The organism is Vibrio sp. La 4.2.2 (genome assembly GCF_027586995.1).
Lineage (GTDB): Bacteria > Pseudomonadota > Gammaproteobacteria > Enterobacterales > Vibrionaceae > Vibrio > Vibrio mediterranei.
In genome coordinates, this window is record NZ_JAPPTJ010000005.1 from 424,237 (window position 1) to 441,613 (window position 17,377).

Here is a 17,377-nt window from a genome sequence, read left to right on the forward strand (position 1 = left end):
ATACTACACGCAGATACAAAAAAGGTCAGCCGAAGCTGACCTATTATTTATGCCTTATAGTTGCATTTGTTCAATGCTAACGTCTTGATTCTATGAGCTAGAGCTTATAGAACTGCGGCGATACCTTTACATAGCGGACCCATGTTTGACTTTGTCATACCAGCAACACTGATACGGCCAGAACCAACGATGTAAATACCGAACTCTTCTTTTAAGCGGTTAACTTGCTCTTTAGACAGGCCTGAGAAAGAGAACATGCCATTTTGGCGTTCGATAAAGCTGAAGTCTGCGTCTACGCCTTTGGCTTTAAGAGTCTCTACGAATAGTTCACGCATTTCTTGGATACGGTCGCGCATTTCTGCCACTTCTTGTTCCCATTCCGCGCGTAGAGCTTGGTCATTTAGAATGTGAGTTACTACTGCAGAACCGTGTGCTGGTGGGTTAGAGTAGATTGAACGGATGATGCTCTTAACTTGAGAGAAAGCCGTAGTTGCCACTTCTTCGGAAGTCGCAACCAATGTGAACGCACCAACACGCTCGTTATATAGACCAAAGTTCTTAGAGAAAGAGCTTGCCACTAGAATCTCTTTGTTGTGTTTAGCAAACGCACGTAGACCTTGAGCGTCTTCTTCTACACCTTTAGCAAAGCCTTGATAAGCAAAGTCAAATAATGGGATTAGGCCTTTCTCTGCAACAAGTTTAGCTAATTGGTCCCACTCATCGGCAGTAGGATCGATGCCTGTTGGGTTATGGCAGCAACCGTGTAGCAACACAATATCGCCAGCCGACGCTTGTTCAAGATCTGCAACCATGCCTGCAAAGTCTTTATCTTTAGTTTCAGCGTCGTAGTAACGATATTGCGCCGTTTCGATACCTGCAGCGCTAAATACGCCGTTATGGTTCGCCCAAGTAGGGTTACTGATCCAAATTTTCACTTCACCAAGCTGACGCTTGATGAACTCACCAGCAACACGAAGTGCGCCAGTACCACCTGGAGCTTGAGCTGTTTTGGCACGTTTTTCGGCAACGATCTCTGAATCAGTGCCGAAAAGCAGTTTTTGAACAGCTAGACCGTATTCAGCTGTCCCTTCAATCGTTAGATAAGATTTGGTTTTCTCAGTCTCCAGCAGTGCCGCTTCTGCTTTCTTAACAGTCGCTAGAACGGGAGTTTCACCTTGTTCATTCTTATAGATACCAACACCTAGGTTAATTTTCTCTGCGCGAGTGTCTTTTTTAAACTCTTCTGTAAGACCAAGGATTGGATCGGCGGGTGCTGCAACAACTTTTTCAAACATATTCTTCATCCATGTTAATTGAAGGGGCAATCAAAACGTTTGTTAACAAACGACAACAGCCTATTTATACCTTTCAAGGCTATAGGAGACAACCACATTAAAGAAGAAAACAGAAAATTATTTTGATTTGAAACAGAAAAGGACTCTAATTCATTATTTTGATGAGTTAAGTGGTCTAAGAGTTGAGGTTAAAGGAAGGGTAACTAACGTTAATGCTGGCTTTCATATAAAGAAGGTACACTTATTGTAGGAAATGTACCTTCTAACTCAGAAGTGATATCTAACTCTATTTATCTACTTTTATTTTCTCTGTTGGAACATCTACGTAGCTGGGTTCACACAGTTCTGTATATGAGATACCTAAAGTACTTTCTGCAATCTGATTCCAGTTGCCACTGAGATAACATGGTTGGCTAAAACATCTTCCCCAACCTTGGTTGATGTATGACTGACCAAAATAATGCATACCGTGTCTAGCAGATTCGCGACTCATAAAACCTCCTGTTAGGGCCACAATGTTCATATCTACTATATATATCCAAAGGTTTGATTTGGAAATTATTCGTAACCTTTATTGATAACATGACATCATATTGATAATCGATAATTTGTGGTGGAAAGAATATTTTGGAGGGGTGGATGGGTAAAGCCTGAATGCAGATTATAGCGACTTGCAATGAAAAGAACGTGTACTTGGATGAGGCCGAGGAGAACTAACATACCGAGTGATATACTTTCATCGATATGTTAGCTGCTTAAGAAGTCGAATTAGTCATCATGACCTTTAAGTTCATGTTCCGATTCAACAGCTTGAGTTTCTAGATCTGGATTTTGCGTTAGCTTGTCTTTTAGCCATTCGTTGAGATGTTTAACAATAGCGGTTGTTGCATGCTCTTTTGTTGCGCTTTCATTGTCATCCACTTCTAGCGCTTGTTTTGGGTGCAATCCGGTTTCATCTTCGGCAACATGTAGCCAATCAGGATGCCAGTAATATGGTTGACCACTTGAAGCTTGCCATTTATGAACGCCGTCTGATTCACCATAGTATTCAATGTCTTTTACTGTAAATTTTCCCATCATGAGACCTCGTTCTATATAAAGTTTACACTCTAAATGTAGTGCTAATAGAATGAATTACCAACTGAATATTCGATTCGAATTTGCAAATTAAGCATTCAGTTATCCGCTCTTGAATTGGCATATGATGAAACAAAAAAGACCACCATAAGCGGTGGTCTTTAAATTGGATTCTATCTCTGCTCGTAAGAGCAAAATGAGTAAGAATTAGAAGTTCGCGCTGCGAGGTGCACGTGGGAACGGAATAACATCGCGGATGTTTGCCATGCCAGTCACGTAAGATACTAGACGTTCAAAGCCTAGACCAAATCCTGAGTGAGGTACTGTGCCATAACGGCGAAGATCGCGGTACCAGCTCATGTGCTCAGGGTCGATACCCATTTCTACCATACGCTTGTCTAGAAGTTCTAGACGTTCTTCACGTTGAGAACCACCGATGATTTCACCAATGCCCGGTGCCAGTACGTCCATAGCCGCTACTGTTTTACCGTCATCGTTCATACGCATGTAGAACGCTTTGATGTCTTTCGGGTAATTCTTAACAACAACTGGTGCGTTGAAGTGCTCTTCCGCTAGGTAGCGCTCATGCTCAGAAGACATATCGATACCCCATTCAACAGGGAACTCGAACTCTTTACCTGAATCAAGCAGGATTTGAATTGCGTCAGTGTAGTCTACCTGCGCGAAGTCAGATTCTACAAACTTCTCTAAACGAGTAATTGCTTCTTTGTTGATGCGTTGAGCAAAGAACTCAAGATCATCACGACGTTCTTCCAATACCGCTTTGAACACATATTTCAGCATGTCTTCAGCCAGTTTCGCTGCGTCATCAAGGTCTGCAAACGCGACTTCAGGCTCAACCATCCAGAATTCCGCTAGGTGACGGCTAGTATTTGAGTTTTCAGCACGGAAAGTTGGGCCGAATGTGTACACTTTGCTTAAAGCACAAGCATATGCTTCAGCGTTAAGTTGACCAGATACCGTCAGGAATGTTTCTTTACCGAAGAAATCTTCGTTGAAGTCTACATCGCCTTGCTCTGTCAATGGCAGGTTAGCCATATCTAGCGTAGAAACGCGGAACATCTCACCGGCACCTTCTGCATCAGAAGCCGTGATAAGTGGTGCAGACATCCAGAAATAGCCTTGCTCGTGATAAAAGCGATGGATAGCTTGAGATAGGCAGTTACGTACACGCGCAACAGCACCAATAACATTGGTACGTGGACGCAGGTGAGCAACTTCACGCAGATACTCGATTGAGTGACGTGTTTTCGCCATCGGATAAGTATCAGCATCTTCAACCCAACCAACAACCTTAACGTCTGTCGCTGCAAGTTCGAAGTCTTGACCTTTTGCTGGAGACTCTACGATGGTACCTGTTACTTCAACAGAACAGCCTGTTGTTAGCTTCAGTACTTCATTCTCGTAATTATTAAGATTATTAGGGACCACGGCCTGAATCGGGTCGAAACAAGAGCCGTCGTAGATGGCAAGGAAAGAGATTCCAGCTTTGGAATCACGACGTGAACGGATCCAGCCGCGTACAGTGACTTCACTGTCAACAGCTAGCTTACCGCTTAGTACGTCAGTTACAGGCGCGTAAGTCATGTTATTAATCTTCTCCATGGAGGTAACAATACAACCCAATGACTTTGGCTAACATTTAGCCAATTCATTGGGTTGCTACTAAATTTCTTTTCAAAGGGACATATTACCTGTCAATTTTTACGGTTCAACCTTTATTGTGGTTATTCAGCATAAATTGATTCAGTAACGTATCGAGTTGGTGGGAGAGTTGCTGCAAATCCATGCTAATTTGGTGAGTTTGAGTCGCCGAGTCCGAGGCTTCATTGGCATGCTCACTAATTACGACGGTTTTTTGACCAACGTTTTCGCTGGTTTCTCGGTTAGCTTGTATTTGCTCTTGCACTTGACTAGCGATGTCAGTCGTAGCCTCAATTTGAGATACAACGGTCTGCATTTTATCTGCCAGTGCTTGAACCTCATCCGCTCTTTGGTGAGCTGTTTCGGAGACGTTTCGAACCGCTTGAACAGAATGGCTACTGCCTTGTTGGAATTTGGCAATGATATCTTCAATATCATTAGTCGCTTGCGTGGTTCTGCTAGCAAGAGAGCGAACTTCATCTGCTACAACCGCAAAACCACGCCCTTGCTCCCCAGCTCGCGCAGCTTCAATAGCAGCGTTGAGTGCAAGCAAGTTTGTTTGGTCTGCGATACCTTTGATTGTCGACAGAATTGCTGAGACTTGCTCTGTCTGTTCATTAAGCTCAGAGATATGAGTGGAGACTTGAGTAATGTCTTGTACCAACGACTCGATATCATTACTTGCAGATTGAGCTTCGGTGCTGCTCGCCTTTGTCAGTTCACACGTCTCTTGCATCAACTGCGATGCACGTTCGGTTGCGTCACTGACTGTAGCCTGTTGCTGTTTCAGCATCTGCATGTTGGATTCTACTGCTGCGGTTTCGTCAAGCTGACGTTTTGCGACAGACTCGTTGCTTTCCGCAATGTCTGTTAGTTTGTCGGCATTTGCGCTGACGGTTTGCGCTGTAGTTTGTACTTTAGTCAGGCTGTCTGAGACTGTGTCCAGAAATGCATTGATGTCATTGGTTAAATCACCGACTTCATCATTTTGTCTTTGCGATAATCTAATGGAGAGATCCTTGCTGCCACTAACACGAGTCATAAATTTGGACGTGGTCTGCACGGGTCCAACAATAAACCGACGAGCAATAAAGATCGTTGCTAAGTAACCAAGAAACGCGATGGCGGCCATAATAGCGACAGCAATAGCGGTTCGCTTATTAATGAATCCATTGACTTGATTCAAGTTGTATTCGATGCGAATGGCACCCAATACTTCGCCTTCTTCTGTCATGTGGCAGGTAATGCAATTAGTACCTCGATAGTTGGTGCTTGCCTCCATTGGTAGGGCAACGACTAGGCCGCTTCCCCAATCTGCTTGGAACGGCTCTATAACCGTTTCGCCATTGAGGGCACGTTTATCGATGTCATCGACCGCCACTTGGTTTTCTAAACCTTGTCCATATAGCTTGGAAACAGCATCTCCTCTAAGAACACGAACGTTTTCAATATTCTCCTGAGCTAGTGCTTTATTTCTCAGCGTTTCCTTTTGAGCCATGGTACCTGTGAGCATCATCATGTTTAAGCTATCGAAATAGTTACTTGCTTTGTCATGAAGTTGTTCACTGAGGACTGAATAGATGAGATCCCTTTGTTGGTTATATTGATAAGTTGTCGAAATAATAACCACTGTTCCAAAGACCAATATAAGCGCTATTAAAAGTTTATTTGTAATTGTTAGACGCATAGTTTTTATTGTTAATGATATGGGCTGACAGAGTGAATATTAAGTTAACTTACCGGTGCTCTGGAAGGCATTTATTGGTAAAACCTCGAAAAGCTCATGGTTTTTTATGCAACTAATCTTGGAATTGAGAAATGAGACAAATATAAGTTGAGTTGGTATTTGTTGGTATGAGTTTAAATCGACGATGAAATACAAGGTGTGGATGAGTGGTGGTTTGTACCCTAAGTTTAATTATCGGTTGATCAAATCTTAATGAGCTTCTGACTAAATGTTGACAGTCTTTCCGTTAGGCAGGAGTAAAACATCATGAAATGTAACTAGTTGTAAATTAATTATGACCGAACAAAATCTCGAAAACACAACGTCTAGAGGCAATGTTAAAGGTAAAGAGTGTCGACTTAGAATAGGTCTAATTGCCATTCTGATTACGTTGTCTGGCTACTATTTGTGGGTTTTATATTTAGCGGCAACACCTAATGTAACGGTGGGCTATCAAACGTATTACATTGATAAAGCCACGCTTTTTTGGGGCAAGGATAATAACAACTTAGTGCTGCCATTGTCAGGGATTATTGAGCCCGGAGAGCAGTCCCCATTTATTAGTCGTGAAGGCTGGAACTACGACTTACACACCGAGCTTGAGCGTAATAAAAATGAAGGTAGGAGACTGGTTCATTCTGGCGGTGTGTATTTTAACTTTGACCAAAACCCAACTCGTTCCGTGTATGTAAAAATTGATCTAGCGAAAAGCATTACTGAGCCCGTTTACGTTTCCATCGATGGTGAACATAAGACACGATTGGAGCCTATCGGTCAGCTGTCTCTTGCAGCTACATTGCCCGCAGCAAATATCGATGCGGCGCGTCCCATCCAATATATGCAATTTGAAACTCCGGCGAGTCTAACGGTCACCAAAATAACGATTAAGGACGGGGCTGATGAAAAGTAGCAACGAGTTTAGTTTATCCATATTAGTTCCTGTGTTTAATGAAGAAGAGTCGATCATACCGTTTATTGATGCGCTGGATAATGCCCTCAATGGAATGCGTCATCAATTAGATATTGTTTTCGTCAATGATGGTAGCTCTGATAGAACTCGCACGGTTATTGAAGAATTGATAGGCAAAGATAAACGGGTCACTTTAGTGAATTTGGCCCGAAATTTCGGTAAAGAAGCGGCGATGACAGCAGGTCTTGATCATGTTAGAGGTGATGCGTGTGTCATTATGGACGTTGACCTTCAAGACCCTCCTGAACTCATATTAGAGTTTGTTAAAGAGTGGCAGACAGGTGAGTGGGACACTGTTTATGGCGTGCGCGAAGATAGAAGCAAAGACACGTGGATGAAACGAGTCTCTGCTGGTGGCTTTTATCGAGTCTTCAACTGGCTCGCATCAGAAACAACCTTGCCGGAAAATGCAGGTGACTTTCGTTTGATTGATCGAGTAGTGATAGAGGCGATGCGTCAACTACCGGAGAGAAATCGCTTTATGAAAGGCTTATTGGCTTGGGGGGCATTTCGTTCTAAAGGGATTACTTTTAAGCGTCCTGAAAGACATGTTGGTGAAACCAAATTTAATTACTGGAAGTTGTGGAATTTTGCAGTAGACGGTTTACTGAGTTTTACTGCATGGCCGTTGCGAATATGGGGATTTGTAGGGTGTGTGATTTCTCTACTCGCTTTTCTGTTTATGCTAAAGATAGTGATTGGCGCAACCTTCTTTGATATTAAGACTCCGGGATATGCCTCGACTATTAGTGTTGTACTTTTCTTAGGTGGCATTCAGTTGATCTCGCTTGGCATTATCGGCGGCTATATCAGCAGAATGTATCGTGAAATGAAACAGAGACCAATTTACCTTGTAGAAGGAATATATGGTCAATATGACAAGAGAAATAACCCAGAACAACCCCCTCTATCCGGGACACAGCAAGTCGAGAAAGTGAGTTCAGTCCATGCATAATCCAAACTCTTCAATAATGTTAACCAAAGACCAATGGATAACACTCTTGCTGGCAGTGATCACTAGTCGTATCGTTTTTGCCGCTTTTGGTTTAATAGGAACGTACTCATTCAACCCTGAAGCGATCAAGGACATCGATATTTGGCATCAAATGTGTCGCTTTGACTGTGTATGGTTTAGGCGAATAGCGGAAGATGGTTACGCGCTAGTGCCTAGCTATATGAGGCAAAGCAACGGAGCTAACTGGGCGTTTATGCCCATGTCCCCTTATCTCGCGAAAACAGTGAATTACGTCGTTAATAACATCAACCTGTCATTGGTCTTAGTGTCTAATGTGACCCTCATTGCTGGCACTGCTGCTTTAGTGATGGCATTGAAACAGATGAAACTCAGCAATAATGCGCAAGATACGGCAATATGGTTAATGTGCTTCTCGCCTTATACGGTTTATTCATTAGCGGGCTATTCTGAGCCGCTGTATATTGCCTTGGTAGCAGGACTCTTCATTGCTTGTTATCGCCAGAATTGGGTATTGGTCGCTGTACTAGGGATGTTAGCTGCAGTGACGCGAAATCTAGGTGTGATGTTAGTATTCTCTGTACTCATTATTGGCATCCAGCACTATGGGCTAAGTAGTTTTTATCGATTTAAAACTCGCGGTTTGGCGGTTATTGCGGCTATTTGGGTCATCCCATTAGGTTTCTTTACTTACATGGCTTATTTGTACTTCCATATGGGAGATGCATTGGCATTCGGTCATATTCAAGTGGCGTGGGGCAGAACCTTTAGTAATCCATTTGTTTGGTTGGAATATGGATTTGAAAGAGGTGGTCCAAAGCTCTATCTCACCATTGTTTCTTTACTTGGCTTCGCACTTAACGGCTATCTAATCTACAAAAAGCGTTATGCTGAAGCGCTATTTATGTTTATCAACTTAGTGATACCTTTATCATCGGGTGTCAATGCGATGCCACGTTATATCTTTGGTTTGTATCCTACTTATCTGGCGATTATCTTGTTGCTTGAATCTTACCCAAGAGCAAAAATGCCAGTACTGTTGTGCGGTGCAGCCATGTCGACATTTATATCTATCGGGTTTTTCTCGTCGTCGTTCTTTACGGTATAGCTTGAGATAGAGCTCGGTTTTCAGTAGGATTGCGTGTCATTTTTTAACAGAGATATCCTATGAAAACTGAGTTGTATAAAGAGTTCATGTTCGAAGCTGCACATCATCTTCCGCATGTGCCAGAGGGCCACAAGTGCGGTCGTCTGCATGGACACTCTTTTTTAGTGCGTCTCTATGTTGAAGGTGAAGTCGATCCGCATACTGGTTGGGTAGTCGATTTTGCAGAGATCAAAGCAGCATTCAAACCAATTTACGATCGTTTAGACCACTACTACTTGAACGATATTGAGGGACTAGAGAACCCTACCAGTGAAGTACTGGCCAAATGGATTTGGGGGCAGCTTAAGCCTAACCTACCGCTATTAAGTAAAGTAGAGATCAAAGAAACGTGTACTGCAGGTTGTATCTACAAAGGCGAATAAACCGCTAGCTGCTAAACGTTACTATGACCATAAAAAAACCGAAGCTCAGGCTTCGGTTTTTTGTTATTGGAATTTACCTATTAGCAAACAACCTTGATTGCCAAACCGCCTTGAGAGGTTTCACGGTATTTAGCATTCATGTCTTTACCCGTTTCAAGCATAGTTTCGATAACTTTATCCAATGACACACGAGGTGCAGAAGCACGACGAAGCGCCATTCGAGTCGAGTTAATTGCCTTAACCGCAGCAATACCATTACGTTCAATACATGGTACTTGAACTTGTCCTGCAACAGGGTCACAAGTTAGACCGAGGTTGTGTTCCATTGCGATTTCAGCTGCCATACAAACTTGCTCAGGGCTTCCACCCATAAGTTCAGCAAGACCTGCCGCCGCCATAGAACATGCAACACCAACTTCACCCTGACAACCTACCTCGGCACCAGAAATCGATGCATTTTGCTTGTACAGTCCACCGATTGCGCCCGACGCAGCAAAGTAGCGGATGTAGTCTTTTTCAGTCACGGTTTGGATAAACTTGTCGTAGTAAGCAAGTACCGCTGGAATGATGCCACAAGCACCATTGGTTGGAGCGGTAACAACGCGACCACCTGCTGCGTTTTCTTCGTTTACAGCAAAAGCAAACATGTTCACCCAGTCAACTACCGACATCGGGTCAGTTGTGGTTTTTTCTGATGTGATCAATTGTTGGCGAAGTGCTGCTGCACGACGTGGAACACGCAGTGGACCAGGCAGAATGCCTTCAGTGCTCATGCCGCGTTCCATACACTCACGCATTGTTTTCCAAATATTAGCGAAGTACGTACGAGTCTCTTCATCTGAGTGTACAGCGTGCTCATTAGCCATAACCAGTGTGCTGATTGATAGGCCATTTTCTTTACACAGTTCTACCAGTTCTTCTGCTGAGTTGAACTCATAAGGAGCTTTTAATGCTGATACTTCTTCTTTTCCGAAGTGCTCTTCATCAACAATAAAGCCGCCGCCAATAGAGTAGTAAGTTTTTGAATACGCTTTTTCGTCATCGATCCAAGCGTGGATCTGCATGCCGTTTTCGTGAAGCTCTAAATTAGTGGAGTGGAAATTCATGCCGCCGTCACGAGGAAATGAAACGGTGTGACAGTGCATGCCAACTGGAAGACGCTCTGTTTCTTCAACACGGGCAATGAAACTTGGGATTGAGTCGATGTCGACTTTTTCTGGTGAGTTACCAGCCAAACCCATAATGATTGCGATATCTGTGTGGTGACCTTTCCCTGTCAGTGATAGTGATCCATAAACATCTACAGTGATCTTGGTGATGTCTCTTAGCTTACCCATTGAACGCAGGTCGTCGATGAACTCTTTACCAGCTTTCATCGGGCCTACGGTGTGAGAGCTTGAAGGTCCAACACCAATTTTGTAGATATCAAAAACACTGATCATACTGATTTACCTCTAGAAAAGCCCCCAAAGTACATGGAGGCTTATATTATCGTTATTGTTTAACCGAGATGTTCAACTGACGAAGTCAATTAAAAAGCGCCGTAGATTACAGAAGTAATCGCTGCAATACCACAGATTGCTGTAAAGATTTGTACAGGTGCTGAAGTTTGGAACTTAGCCATAGCCGGAACTTTCTTCATTGCATATACAGGCATTAGGAATAGGATTGCCGCAATCATTGGCGCACCCATTGTTTCAATCATGCCTAGGATGCTTGGGTTGATGATAGAAACAATCCAAGTAGTAATAACGATGAATAGTAGAGATGCTTTCTCGATCTTAGAAACTGGTGCTTTAGAACGAGACTTACCTAGACCTACAAGACCTTCGTGTGCACCTAGGAAGTGACCAAAGTAGCTTGAAGTGATTGCGGCGAACGCAACAACAGGGCCAAGGATAGAAATCAGTGGAGATTCGTGAACGTTAGCTAAGTAAGAAAGAACAGAGATGTTTTGCTCTTGTGCAATCGCTAGTTGCTCTGGAGATAGAGATAGAACAACAGAGAATACGAAGAACATTACAAAACCCATTAGCATCATCGCTGCACCGCCAGTGATCATGTCAGTCTTCTTAACCGCATCTTCACCGTATACACGACGCTGTTCTTTAGAGAACTGGCTAATAATTGGGCTGTGGTTGAAAGAGAAAACAATGATTGGAATCGCTAGCCAGATAACTGCTGGCATTGAACCCCAGTCAGGGCTAACGCTCATCATTGAAGTATTCCAATCTGGGATTAGGTATACAGATAGAGCAAGTAGGATGAATACTAGTGGGTAAACCATCGCGGAAGTCGCTTTCAGCATAAGCTCTTTCCCGAATACTACACCACAAGTCATCGCTGCAATCAGACAGCCTGAAAGCAACCAGCGTGGGATAGATTCCATACCCATTTGGTTCACTAGGAATGAATCAACTGTGTTTGTGATACCTACACCGTAGATTAGAACGATTGGATAGATAGCGAAGAAGTATGCAAAAGTGATGAGGTTCGCACCAGTTTTACCAAAGTGTTCTTCTACTGTGTCGGTAATATCCGCTTCTGGGTTCTTAGCAGAAAGAACGAAGCGAGCTAAGCTTTTGTGTGCAAACCAAGTCATTGGTGCTGCAATTAGGGCTAGGATAACTAATGGCCAAAAGCCGCCAGCACCTGCTTTAATTGGAAGGAAAAGTACACCAGCACCAACCGCCGTACCGAATAGAGAAAGAGCCCAGGTGAAATCCTTATAGGTCCACTTAGACGAAGAACGGCTCGTTGCCGTAGTAGTTGTGGTAGTCATAGTTTGTTACTCATTTTGGGAACAGGAAATAAGTCGTGGGCATTTTGCATGCTTTTCTCACGTGAAAATTAGATCTAGGTCATGATTTGTAGCGGGATATTGATACTAATGATGGATTCGTTATTTGGGTCACGTTTTTTACGTGCCAGAGATTAGATTGACTATTGCGATGCATTAGTAAAACTAATGAAAAATAACGCAATCGATTGGCTGGTGTTGGTGGTCTGTTAACTAAGTTGCAGCTGTGTTTGTAAACTTTCAATAATTTGTGCGGTCACGCCCCAAATGAAGTGCTCTTTATATGGAATAGAGAGAACGCGGTGTGGTTTTCCACGTACAGTAAATTGCAATGCTGACATGTTTTCTGGATGAGCGAGAAACTCAAGTGGTACCTCAAATAGAAAGTCCACTTCATTAGCATCTATCGAAGGGCGGTAATTACTATCCACAAATGCAAGAACAGGTGTAACGTTAAATTGGGTAACGGTGACCAGACGAGGAAGATGGCCAATGACGGATACTTCATCATAGCGTAAGCCTATTTCCTCTTCAGCCTCGCGAAGAGCAGTGAAGGTTGCGTCTAGGTCATCTTCTTCAACTTTTCCTCCGGGAAAACTAATTTGTCCCGGATGATGCTTCAAATGGCTAGCGCGTTTCGTCAATATGACATGCAGACACTGATTTCTTTCAACTAAACCAATAAGAACGCTCGCTTCCCTGAGCGCTGATTTATCAAGATGTTCCGTCCTTGATTTAGAACCATCATGATAGTCTGCTAACTGATGTAACTGGAATCGTTCTAAAAACTCGTGCTTAGTCATTGGTGCCTTACTGTTTAGTTACACGGCGGAAGCGAGATATTCATTGATTTGCCCCTTGATAACATCGAGCTCTTGAACAACAAACTGAATATCTTCGCTGTTAGGAGCATCACTGTTTCTGGTTGAACCTTCTATAGCTTCGAGTTTTTCGACGGCCTTAGTCTCACCAAAGCTGGCTAGTATGCCTTTTAATGAATGGGCGGTAATAAATAGCTCACTCCAGTTTTGTTCGTTGAACAAGGCTTGGATTTTTTCCGCACCATCCTCGTGTTCTTCCATAAATGCCATGAATACCGCAGCGATGATATCGTCGTCATTATCCATGTAGCCGCGCAATACCTCAAAATCTATCATTGTAGCGTCCCTGTTGTTGTAAAGAGTGAATAAGTAGTGTTCCTAAGTAGATTACCTACCAACTTCAGATAGTTACCAAAATAGTATAGTTCATAGAAAATTAAAATCTGCAGAAACACACGATCTAAACTTGAACGACCATGAAACTAAATTTCTAATACTTTTATACTATTTTTAAGAGAATTTAGCTTATTCGATAGGACTAAATTTTGATGCATAGCATAAACGCGTCTATGCTTATTCGTGCGACTTAGATCACACCAATAATAATTAATTGGCTAGGAGTAGCGCCATACAAAGGAGCTAATGATGAGCACAAGGACAGAAAGGCTTAACAAACAGTATGAAGAGCGTGGTACAGATTTCTATTCAAAGTATATCCATGACGTCGTGGGTATCGACTTGCTATCGCCCGAGCAAGAGTATCATTATGCGACGTTAGCACGCCGGGGTGATAAGGCTGCTCGAGACGTATTAATCGAATCTAACTTACGATTGGTAGTAAAAATCGCCAGAAATTATACGAAGAGAGGGTTGAGTAATCACACGATTCTTGATCTCATCGAAGAAGGGAATTTGGGACTTATTAAAGCGATTGACAAATTCGAACCAGAAAAAGGTTTTCGCTTTAGCACTTACGCAGTTTGGTGGATTCGTGAAAGCATCGAGTCTTCACTAATGAACACGGGACGAACCGTTCGCCTGCCAGTTCATGTTATTAAAGAAATAAACCGATTATCGAAGCAAACTAACGAGATTATTGCTGATCTTCAACGCCCGCCATCTGTTAAGGAAATCGCTGAAAAAACCGCGAAATCTCAAGCTCAAATCAGTGATTTGATCCACATGAGTGGCTTTATTGAGTCGAGTTCATCTGTTGATACTATTGATAAAGAATTTCAAAGTTTAGAAACTTGTAAGTCAGAGGCTATCCCAGAGCCATACGATATATGTCACAACGAGAAGTTATTGCAGAGTCTAGAAAGTGTGGTCTTGTCTCTTCCAGAAAAATACCGTGACATTGTGATTCATCGGTTTGGTTTGTTTGGCAAAGAAGTGCTAACACTGGACAATCTGGGAGAAATGTTTGGGCTATCGAAAGAGCGAGTACGTCAGCTTCAACAGGAAGGGATCAGCAAGTTGCAAAACAAACTTAAATTTGACGGTTGGATCAACTAACCAGGCGAAGTGAGTTAGTGAACTTTTAAGACGTTTTCTACTTGTTCCAGCAGAAGCATTAATCGATCTTTTGAGCTCGATGGCTTCATAGCTGTCATAAGACGTTTGAACGCGGCTCTGTAAACTCGGTTTTTGATAACCAGTAATAGAGTCGCTTCTAATTTCCGTAATCGTGTTGCACTGTCCTCAGCGTCAATCGAAAGTTCGTCAATTTTGTTGGATGAACTCAGTTTGTGTTTTTCAAAACAGGGTACATACCCTGATAAATACCACGCTTCAACCATCTCTCTAACTTCAATTTCCTCAAGTGGAACCTCATTCTCAGTGAAAGTCACTTGATCAGGAAGCGATTGATTATATTCCGTGTCGAATATGTCATTTACATATTTATACATACGTATCTACGGTAGCAGTATGGCTAACGTCCGCTATCTATTGATAATATTAAATATAAGCTAACAGGATGAAAATTAAAAGTAATTGTATTAGTTGCATATCTATTCGTGTGACTCTAATCCAATATGCTTTGTTAGCAAATATTCCAAATATGCTTTCTCGATAGACCCGCGTCGCCATATTGTTGCGACACGCTTTGCAGCAAAATAGTAGGCTTTGTGTTTTAGCAGAGTATTCAAAGTACAGCTAAGCCGTGAGAAGTTATCTGCATGTGTCCAGAAATCCATTTTGATATCTGCAGCGGTTTGAAAAGGAGATAGCCCTGTTTCCATCCAGCAACGTAAAATCTCTCTTATTTCAAGTTCTTCTTCCGGAATATCGCCGCTAACGAGGTTAACTTTAAGGGGAGGTGATATTCGATATCGTTCATCGTATACGTCATCTACATACACATATCGCATGACTCGCTCCTTGCTCCTAAATCTAGTCAACAAGCTAGGAGGGAATCTGAAGTATTCAACTTTAAATTCTCAGCTAAGGTTAACTTGATTTCATATTCCTATTGCCTAGTTTACTTCTGTACACGTTGTTGGCAGATAACTATAAGAAGTGAGAGGCGAATGCTTTCTACCACACATGACGAAAATAAAACATTTTGGTCGGAAGATCTCTCGGAGATTACGTCGGTAATTTCCAAAGGCGAGTTCTGGCGTAATGTGCTGTGTTGTGAGGATAAGTTAATCACAGTTCAACCTCCGTCGATTGATTATGTTAACCAAATCTTGCTGTTGATCCGTGATGTTCAGTTTAACGGTCTACCTGCAGCTGTGCCCATTGCACTTGAAACAACAACCGAAGATCTGTTTATTGTTAAGTTCGAAATCTATCTGATTTTGGACAACAAAGTGAAAGGTAGTGTTGAACTACTGTCACAATCACAGGCTCAGATTAGTGTGTTCTCAATGATTGAACATCTGCTTGATGATCCACATCGTGGTGTTTTAGTGACTAATCATGAACATAATGTGTTATTCACCAACAACCGCTTGTGCTACGAACATAATGTATCGCCCATTAGTGTGTTGGGTAGAAACATTTCTGACATACAATTGCTCCAAAGTGATAGTAGTCATATGGAAGTGTTTAAAAGTATGATTTCTCAGGCTTCACGTTGGCAGGGCGCTGTTATCACGAGAGCTCGCGATTCCCATGCTCGTCTTGAGACGATCAGTGTGAAAAAGATCGAGTTGTCAGACGGCAAGCATATCTTTGTGTACATTTTTTTTGGCGATAATTTTACAGAGAAGAGCACGGATAAATCAGCGCATATCAATTTTAAGCAGGAGACAGCGCAGGATGAAGCCTCTTTTAGAAAAAGTGCCAGTGAGTTATCCAAAAAGAACGGAAAATATATTGTTATCAGCTTCAAGCCGCACTTTTATAGTGAGTTAGAAAAAGAGTCACGTGGCAAAGTCCTTGCTGCACTAAAGTCATCACATGACAAATCCAGCTTTGGGTATTTGGGGCGCAACACGTTCATTGCACTTGTCAAAATTCGACAAAGTGACGTCGAAGATCTGGCGACTATCAATCTATGCATCAAGCAGTTTTTCAAGGGCATGAGAAAATACCTCGATGACCATTTGGTTAATGATATAGCCGACGGTCAGGTTGGTGTTGCACTTCATGGATTCAATGGCTGTGGTATTGATGAAGTTATCTCTCAGTCGGTACAAGCTATGTTCGTTCATGACTCAAGCGGCAGTAGCGTCAATTTTTACGATGAAAAGCTAGTTCAAGGCAATATACGCAGAAAGCGCTTAGAACAGCTTTTGATAGATGCAATACGAAATAAAGCTATCGACGTCAACTTCCAACCAATTGTCGATACGCATACGGGGGAAATAGTAAAGCTTGAGGCGCTTTGCCGATTCCGTTTTCAAGATATGTCGTACACGGTTCAAGAAATGATCCACCTAGCAGAAGAACTCAAACTCATTTCTGCACTGGATCTAATGGTCGCTGAAAGAGCCATTGAGGAGTTTGTTAGCATAAACTCAGGTGTCTCTAAAAAACTATCGTTGTCACTTAATTGCTCAATTGCTGAATCGGGTCAACCTTCGATTCATCTCCTGGATTTATTCGAACTTATTAAACGGTCTCCAGTCGACAATGATGCGGTGACAATTGAAATAACAGAAACGGCCTATTTCGAAAATAATGTGAACAATGCCAACCTGTTAGAGAAAATTCGCTCTGCTGGTATTAAGATTGCGGTTGATGATTTTGGTACCGGTAGTTCGTCCTTTTCTTATTTTAACGACTTCCATTTTGATGAGCTAAAAATCGATCGTAAGTTCATTACCAATATCAATGAGGTTAAACAGAAATATTTTGCCGTAAATATGCTTCGGCAGCTTTCTCACGACTTGAATATTAAAGTCGTCGCTGAAGGGGTAGAGAAAGTCTCTGAGTTGGAAACGCTAAAGTCTATTGATGTCGATTATATCCAAGGCTATTTCTTTTATCGTCCATTGTCCTCTAGTCAGGTTCGTGAAGTTCTTAAGTATGCTTCTGACGCTAAGCGACATTGATTTTATTCAGACGGG

At 42.4% G+C, this 17,377-nt stretch carries 17 protein-coding genes; 6 read left to right on the top strand and 11 right to left on the bottom strand.

What is annotated here, in order from left to right; genetic code table 11:
- Nucleotides 1-104: 104 nt before the first annotated feature.
- The 5 genes from OH456_RS13935 to OH456_RS13955 form a co-directional block, all read right to left on the bottom strand.
- Nucleotides 105-1,295, bottom strand: a complete 1,191-nt coding sequence (locus OH456_RS13935; RefSeq protein ID WP_270033683.1) for an amino acid aminotransferase — start codon at nt 1,293-1,295, stop codon at nt 105-107.
- A gap of 286 nt (nt 1,296-1,581) precedes the next feature.
- On the bottom strand, nt 1,582-1,788 hold the full coding sequence (locus OH456_RS13940; protein WP_270033684.1) for a hypothetical protein: 207 nt from the start codon (nt 1,786-1,788) through the stop codon (nt 1,582-1,584).
- 275 nt (nt 1,789-2,063) lie between these two features.
- A complete protein-coding gene (locus OH456_RS13945) occupies nt 2,064-2,372 on the bottom strand; it encodes a hypothetical protein (protein ID WP_038226055.1) in 309 nt (102 codons plus the stop codon).
- 207 nt (nt 2,373-2,579) lie between these two features.
- The gene (asnS, locus tag OH456_RS13950) at nt 2,580-3,980 is read right to left on the bottom strand and encodes an asparagine--tRNA ligase (protein ID WP_006073720.1); all 1,401 of its coding nucleotides are present in this window, start codon (nt 3,978-3,980) and stop codon (nt 2,580-2,582) included.
- Nucleotides 3,981-4,104: 124 nt separating this feature from the next.
- Nucleotides 4,105-5,724: a methyl-accepting chemotaxis protein gene (locus OH456_RS13955; RefSeq protein ID WP_270033685.1), complete on the bottom strand. Its 1,620-nt coding sequence runs from the start codon at nt 5,722-5,724 to the stop codon at nt 4,105-4,107.
- A 334-nt stretch (nt 5,725-6,058) separates the two neighbouring features.
- Between OH456_RS13955 and OH456_RS13960 the strand changes: the two genes are divergently transcribed.
- Genes OH456_RS13960 through queD form a run of 4 tightly spaced genes read left to right on the top strand, consistent with a single transcriptional unit; the run spans nt 6,059 to nt 9,236 of the window.
- On the top strand, nt 6,059-6,673 hold the full coding sequence (locus OH456_RS13960) for a hypothetical protein (protein WP_270033686.1): 615 nt from the start codon (nt 6,059-6,061) through the stop codon (nt 6,671-6,673).
- Nucleotides 6,663-7,688, top strand: a complete 1,026-nt coding sequence (locus OH456_RS13965) for a glycosyltransferase family 2 protein (protein ID WP_031494411.1) — start codon at nt 6,663-6,665, stop codon at nt 7,686-7,688. The genes OH456_RS13960 and OH456_RS13965 overlap by 11 nt, the downstream gene beginning before the upstream one ends.
- Entirely contained in the window at nt 7,681-8,814 is a 1,134-nt protein-coding gene (locus tag OH456_RS13970) for a membrane protein (protein ID WP_006073714.1), read from the top strand. Before OH456_RS13965 ends, OH456_RS13970 begins: the two co-directional genes overlap by 8 nt.
- 59 nt (nt 8,815-8,873) lie before the next feature.
- The gene (gene queD / locus OH456_RS13975) at nt 8,874-9,236 is read left to right on the top strand and encodes a 6-carboxytetrahydropterin synthase QueD (protein WP_006073712.1); all 363 of its coding nucleotides are present in this window, start codon (nt 8,874-8,876) and stop codon (nt 9,234-9,236) included.
- 80 nt (nt 9,237-9,316) lie between these two features.
- Here queD and OH456_RS13980 read toward each other — a convergent pair whose 3' ends face one another.
- The 4 genes from OH456_RS13980 to OH456_RS13995 all read right to left on the bottom strand — a co-directional run bounded on the left by OH456_RS13980 (nt 9,317) and on the right by OH456_RS13995 (nt 13,193).
- Complete coding sequence (locus OH456_RS13980) at nt 9,317-10,678, bottom strand: L-serine ammonia-lyase (protein WP_006073710.1); 1,362 nt, start codon at nt 10,676-10,678, stop codon at nt 9,317-9,319.
- Nucleotides 10,679-10,767: 89 nt separating this feature from the next.
- Complete coding sequence (locus OH456_RS13985) at nt 10,768-12,018, bottom strand: aromatic amino acid transport family protein (RefSeq protein WP_038225865.1); 1,251 nt, start codon at nt 12,016-12,018, stop codon at nt 10,768-10,770.
- A gap of 227 nt (nt 12,019-12,245) precedes the next feature.
- Nucleotides 12,246-12,839 carry a CoA pyrophosphatase gene (locus tag OH456_RS13990; RefSeq protein WP_006073708.1) on the bottom strand — a complete coding sequence of 198 codons (594 nt, stop codon included), beginning with the start codon at nt 12,837-12,839 and terminating at the stop codon, nt 12,246-12,248.
- Nucleotides 12,840-12,857: 18 nt separating this feature from the next.
- Nucleotides 12,858-13,193: an Hpt domain-containing protein gene (locus tag OH456_RS13995; protein ID WP_006073707.1), complete on the bottom strand. Its 336-nt coding sequence runs from the start codon at nt 13,191-13,193 to the stop codon at nt 12,858-12,860.
- Nucleotides 13,194-13,502: 309 nt separating this feature from the next.
- Between OH456_RS13995 and OH456_RS14000 the strand changes: the two genes are divergently transcribed.
- A complete protein-coding gene (locus OH456_RS14000; RefSeq protein WP_031494304.1) occupies nt 13,503-14,372 on the top strand; it encodes a sigma-70 family RNA polymerase sigma factor in 870 nt (289 codons plus the stop codon).
- 14 nt (nt 14,373-14,386) lie between these two features.
- Here OH456_RS14000 and OH456_RS14005 read toward each other — a convergent pair whose 3' ends face one another.
- Together OH456_RS14005 and OH456_RS14010 are read right to left on the bottom strand one after the other, a co-directional pair.
- Nucleotides 14,387-14,767, bottom strand: a complete 381-nt coding sequence (locus OH456_RS14005) for a hypothetical protein (RefSeq protein ID WP_006073701.1) — start codon at nt 14,765-14,767, stop codon at nt 14,387-14,389.
- 102 nt (nt 14,768-14,869) lie between these two features.
- A complete protein-coding gene (locus tag OH456_RS14010; protein WP_198557992.1) occupies nt 14,870-15,229 on the bottom strand; it encodes a hypothetical protein in 360 nt (119 codons plus the stop codon).
- Between the two features lie 159 nt (nt 15,230-15,388).
- On the opposite strand from OH456_RS14010, the gene OH456_RS14015 reads away from it, so the two are divergent.
- The gene (locus tag OH456_RS14015) at nt 15,389-17,362 is read left to right on the top strand and encodes an EAL domain-containing protein (RefSeq protein ID WP_006073697.1); all 1,974 of its coding nucleotides are present in this window, start codon (nt 15,389-15,391) and stop codon (nt 17,360-17,362) included.
- Nucleotides 17,363-17,377: the final 15 nt, after the last annotated feature.

Coding starts and splice junctions, on each gene's coding strand:
- OH456_RS13970 (WP_006073714.1), top strand. CDS start 7,681: ATGCATAATCCAAACTCTTCAATAATGTTAACCAAAGACCAATGGATA.
- queD (WP_006073712.1), top strand. CDS start 8,874: ATGAAAACTGAGTTGTATAAAGAGTTCATGTTCGAAGCTGCACATCAT.
- OH456_RS13990 (WP_006073708.1), bottom strand. CDS start 12,839: ATGACTAAGCACGAGTTTTTAGAACGATTCCAGTTACATCAGTTAGCA.
- OH456_RS14010 (WP_198557992.1), bottom strand. CDS start 15,229: ATGCGATATGTGTATGTAGATGACGTATACGATGAACGATATCGAATA.
- asnS (WP_006073720.1), bottom strand. CDS start 3,980: ATGACTTACGCGCCTGTAACTGACGTACTAAGCGGTAAGCTAGCTGTT.
- OH456_RS13965 (WP_031494411.1), top strand. CDS start 6,663: ATGAAAAGTAGCAACGAGTTTAGTTTATCCATATTAGTTCCTGTGTTT.
- OH456_RS13960 (WP_270033686.1), top strand. CDS start 6,059: ATGACCGAACAAAATCTCGAAAACACAACGTCTAGAGGCAATGTTAAA.
- OH456_RS13985 (WP_038225865.1), bottom strand. CDS start 12,018: ATGACTACCACAACTACTACGGCAACGAGCCGTTCTTCGTCTAAGTGG.
- OH456_RS13945 (WP_038226055.1), bottom strand. CDS start 2,372: ATGGGAAAATTTACAGTAAAAGACATTGAATACTATGGTGAATCAGAC.
- OH456_RS14000 (WP_031494304.1), top strand. CDS start 13,503: ATGAGCACAAGGACAGAAAGGCTTAACAAACAGTATGAAGAGCGTGGT.
- OH456_RS13940 (WP_270033684.1), bottom strand. CDS start 1,788: ATGAGTCGCGAATCTGCTAGACACGGTATGCATTATTTTGGTCAGTCA.
- OH456_RS14015 (WP_006073697.1), top strand. CDS start 15,389: ATGCTTTCTACCACACATGACGAAAATAAAACATTTTGGTCGGAAGAT.
- OH456_RS13935 (WP_270033683.1), bottom strand. CDS start 1,295: ATGTTTGAAAAAGTTGTTGCAGCACCCGCCGATCCAATCCTTGGTCTT.
- OH456_RS13955 (WP_270033685.1), bottom strand. CDS start 5,724: ATGCGTCTAACAATTACAAATAAACTTTTAATAGCGCTTATATTGGTC.
- OH456_RS13995 (WP_006073707.1), bottom strand. CDS start 13,193: ATGATAGATTTTGAGGTATTGCGCGGCTACATGGATAATGACGACGAT.
- OH456_RS13980 (WP_006073710.1), bottom strand. CDS start 10,678: ATGATCAGTGTTTTTGATATCTACAAAATTGGTGTTGGACCTTCAAGC.
- OH456_RS14005 (WP_006073701.1), bottom strand. CDS start 14,767: ATGTATAAATATGTAAATGACATATTCGACACGGAATATAATCAATCG.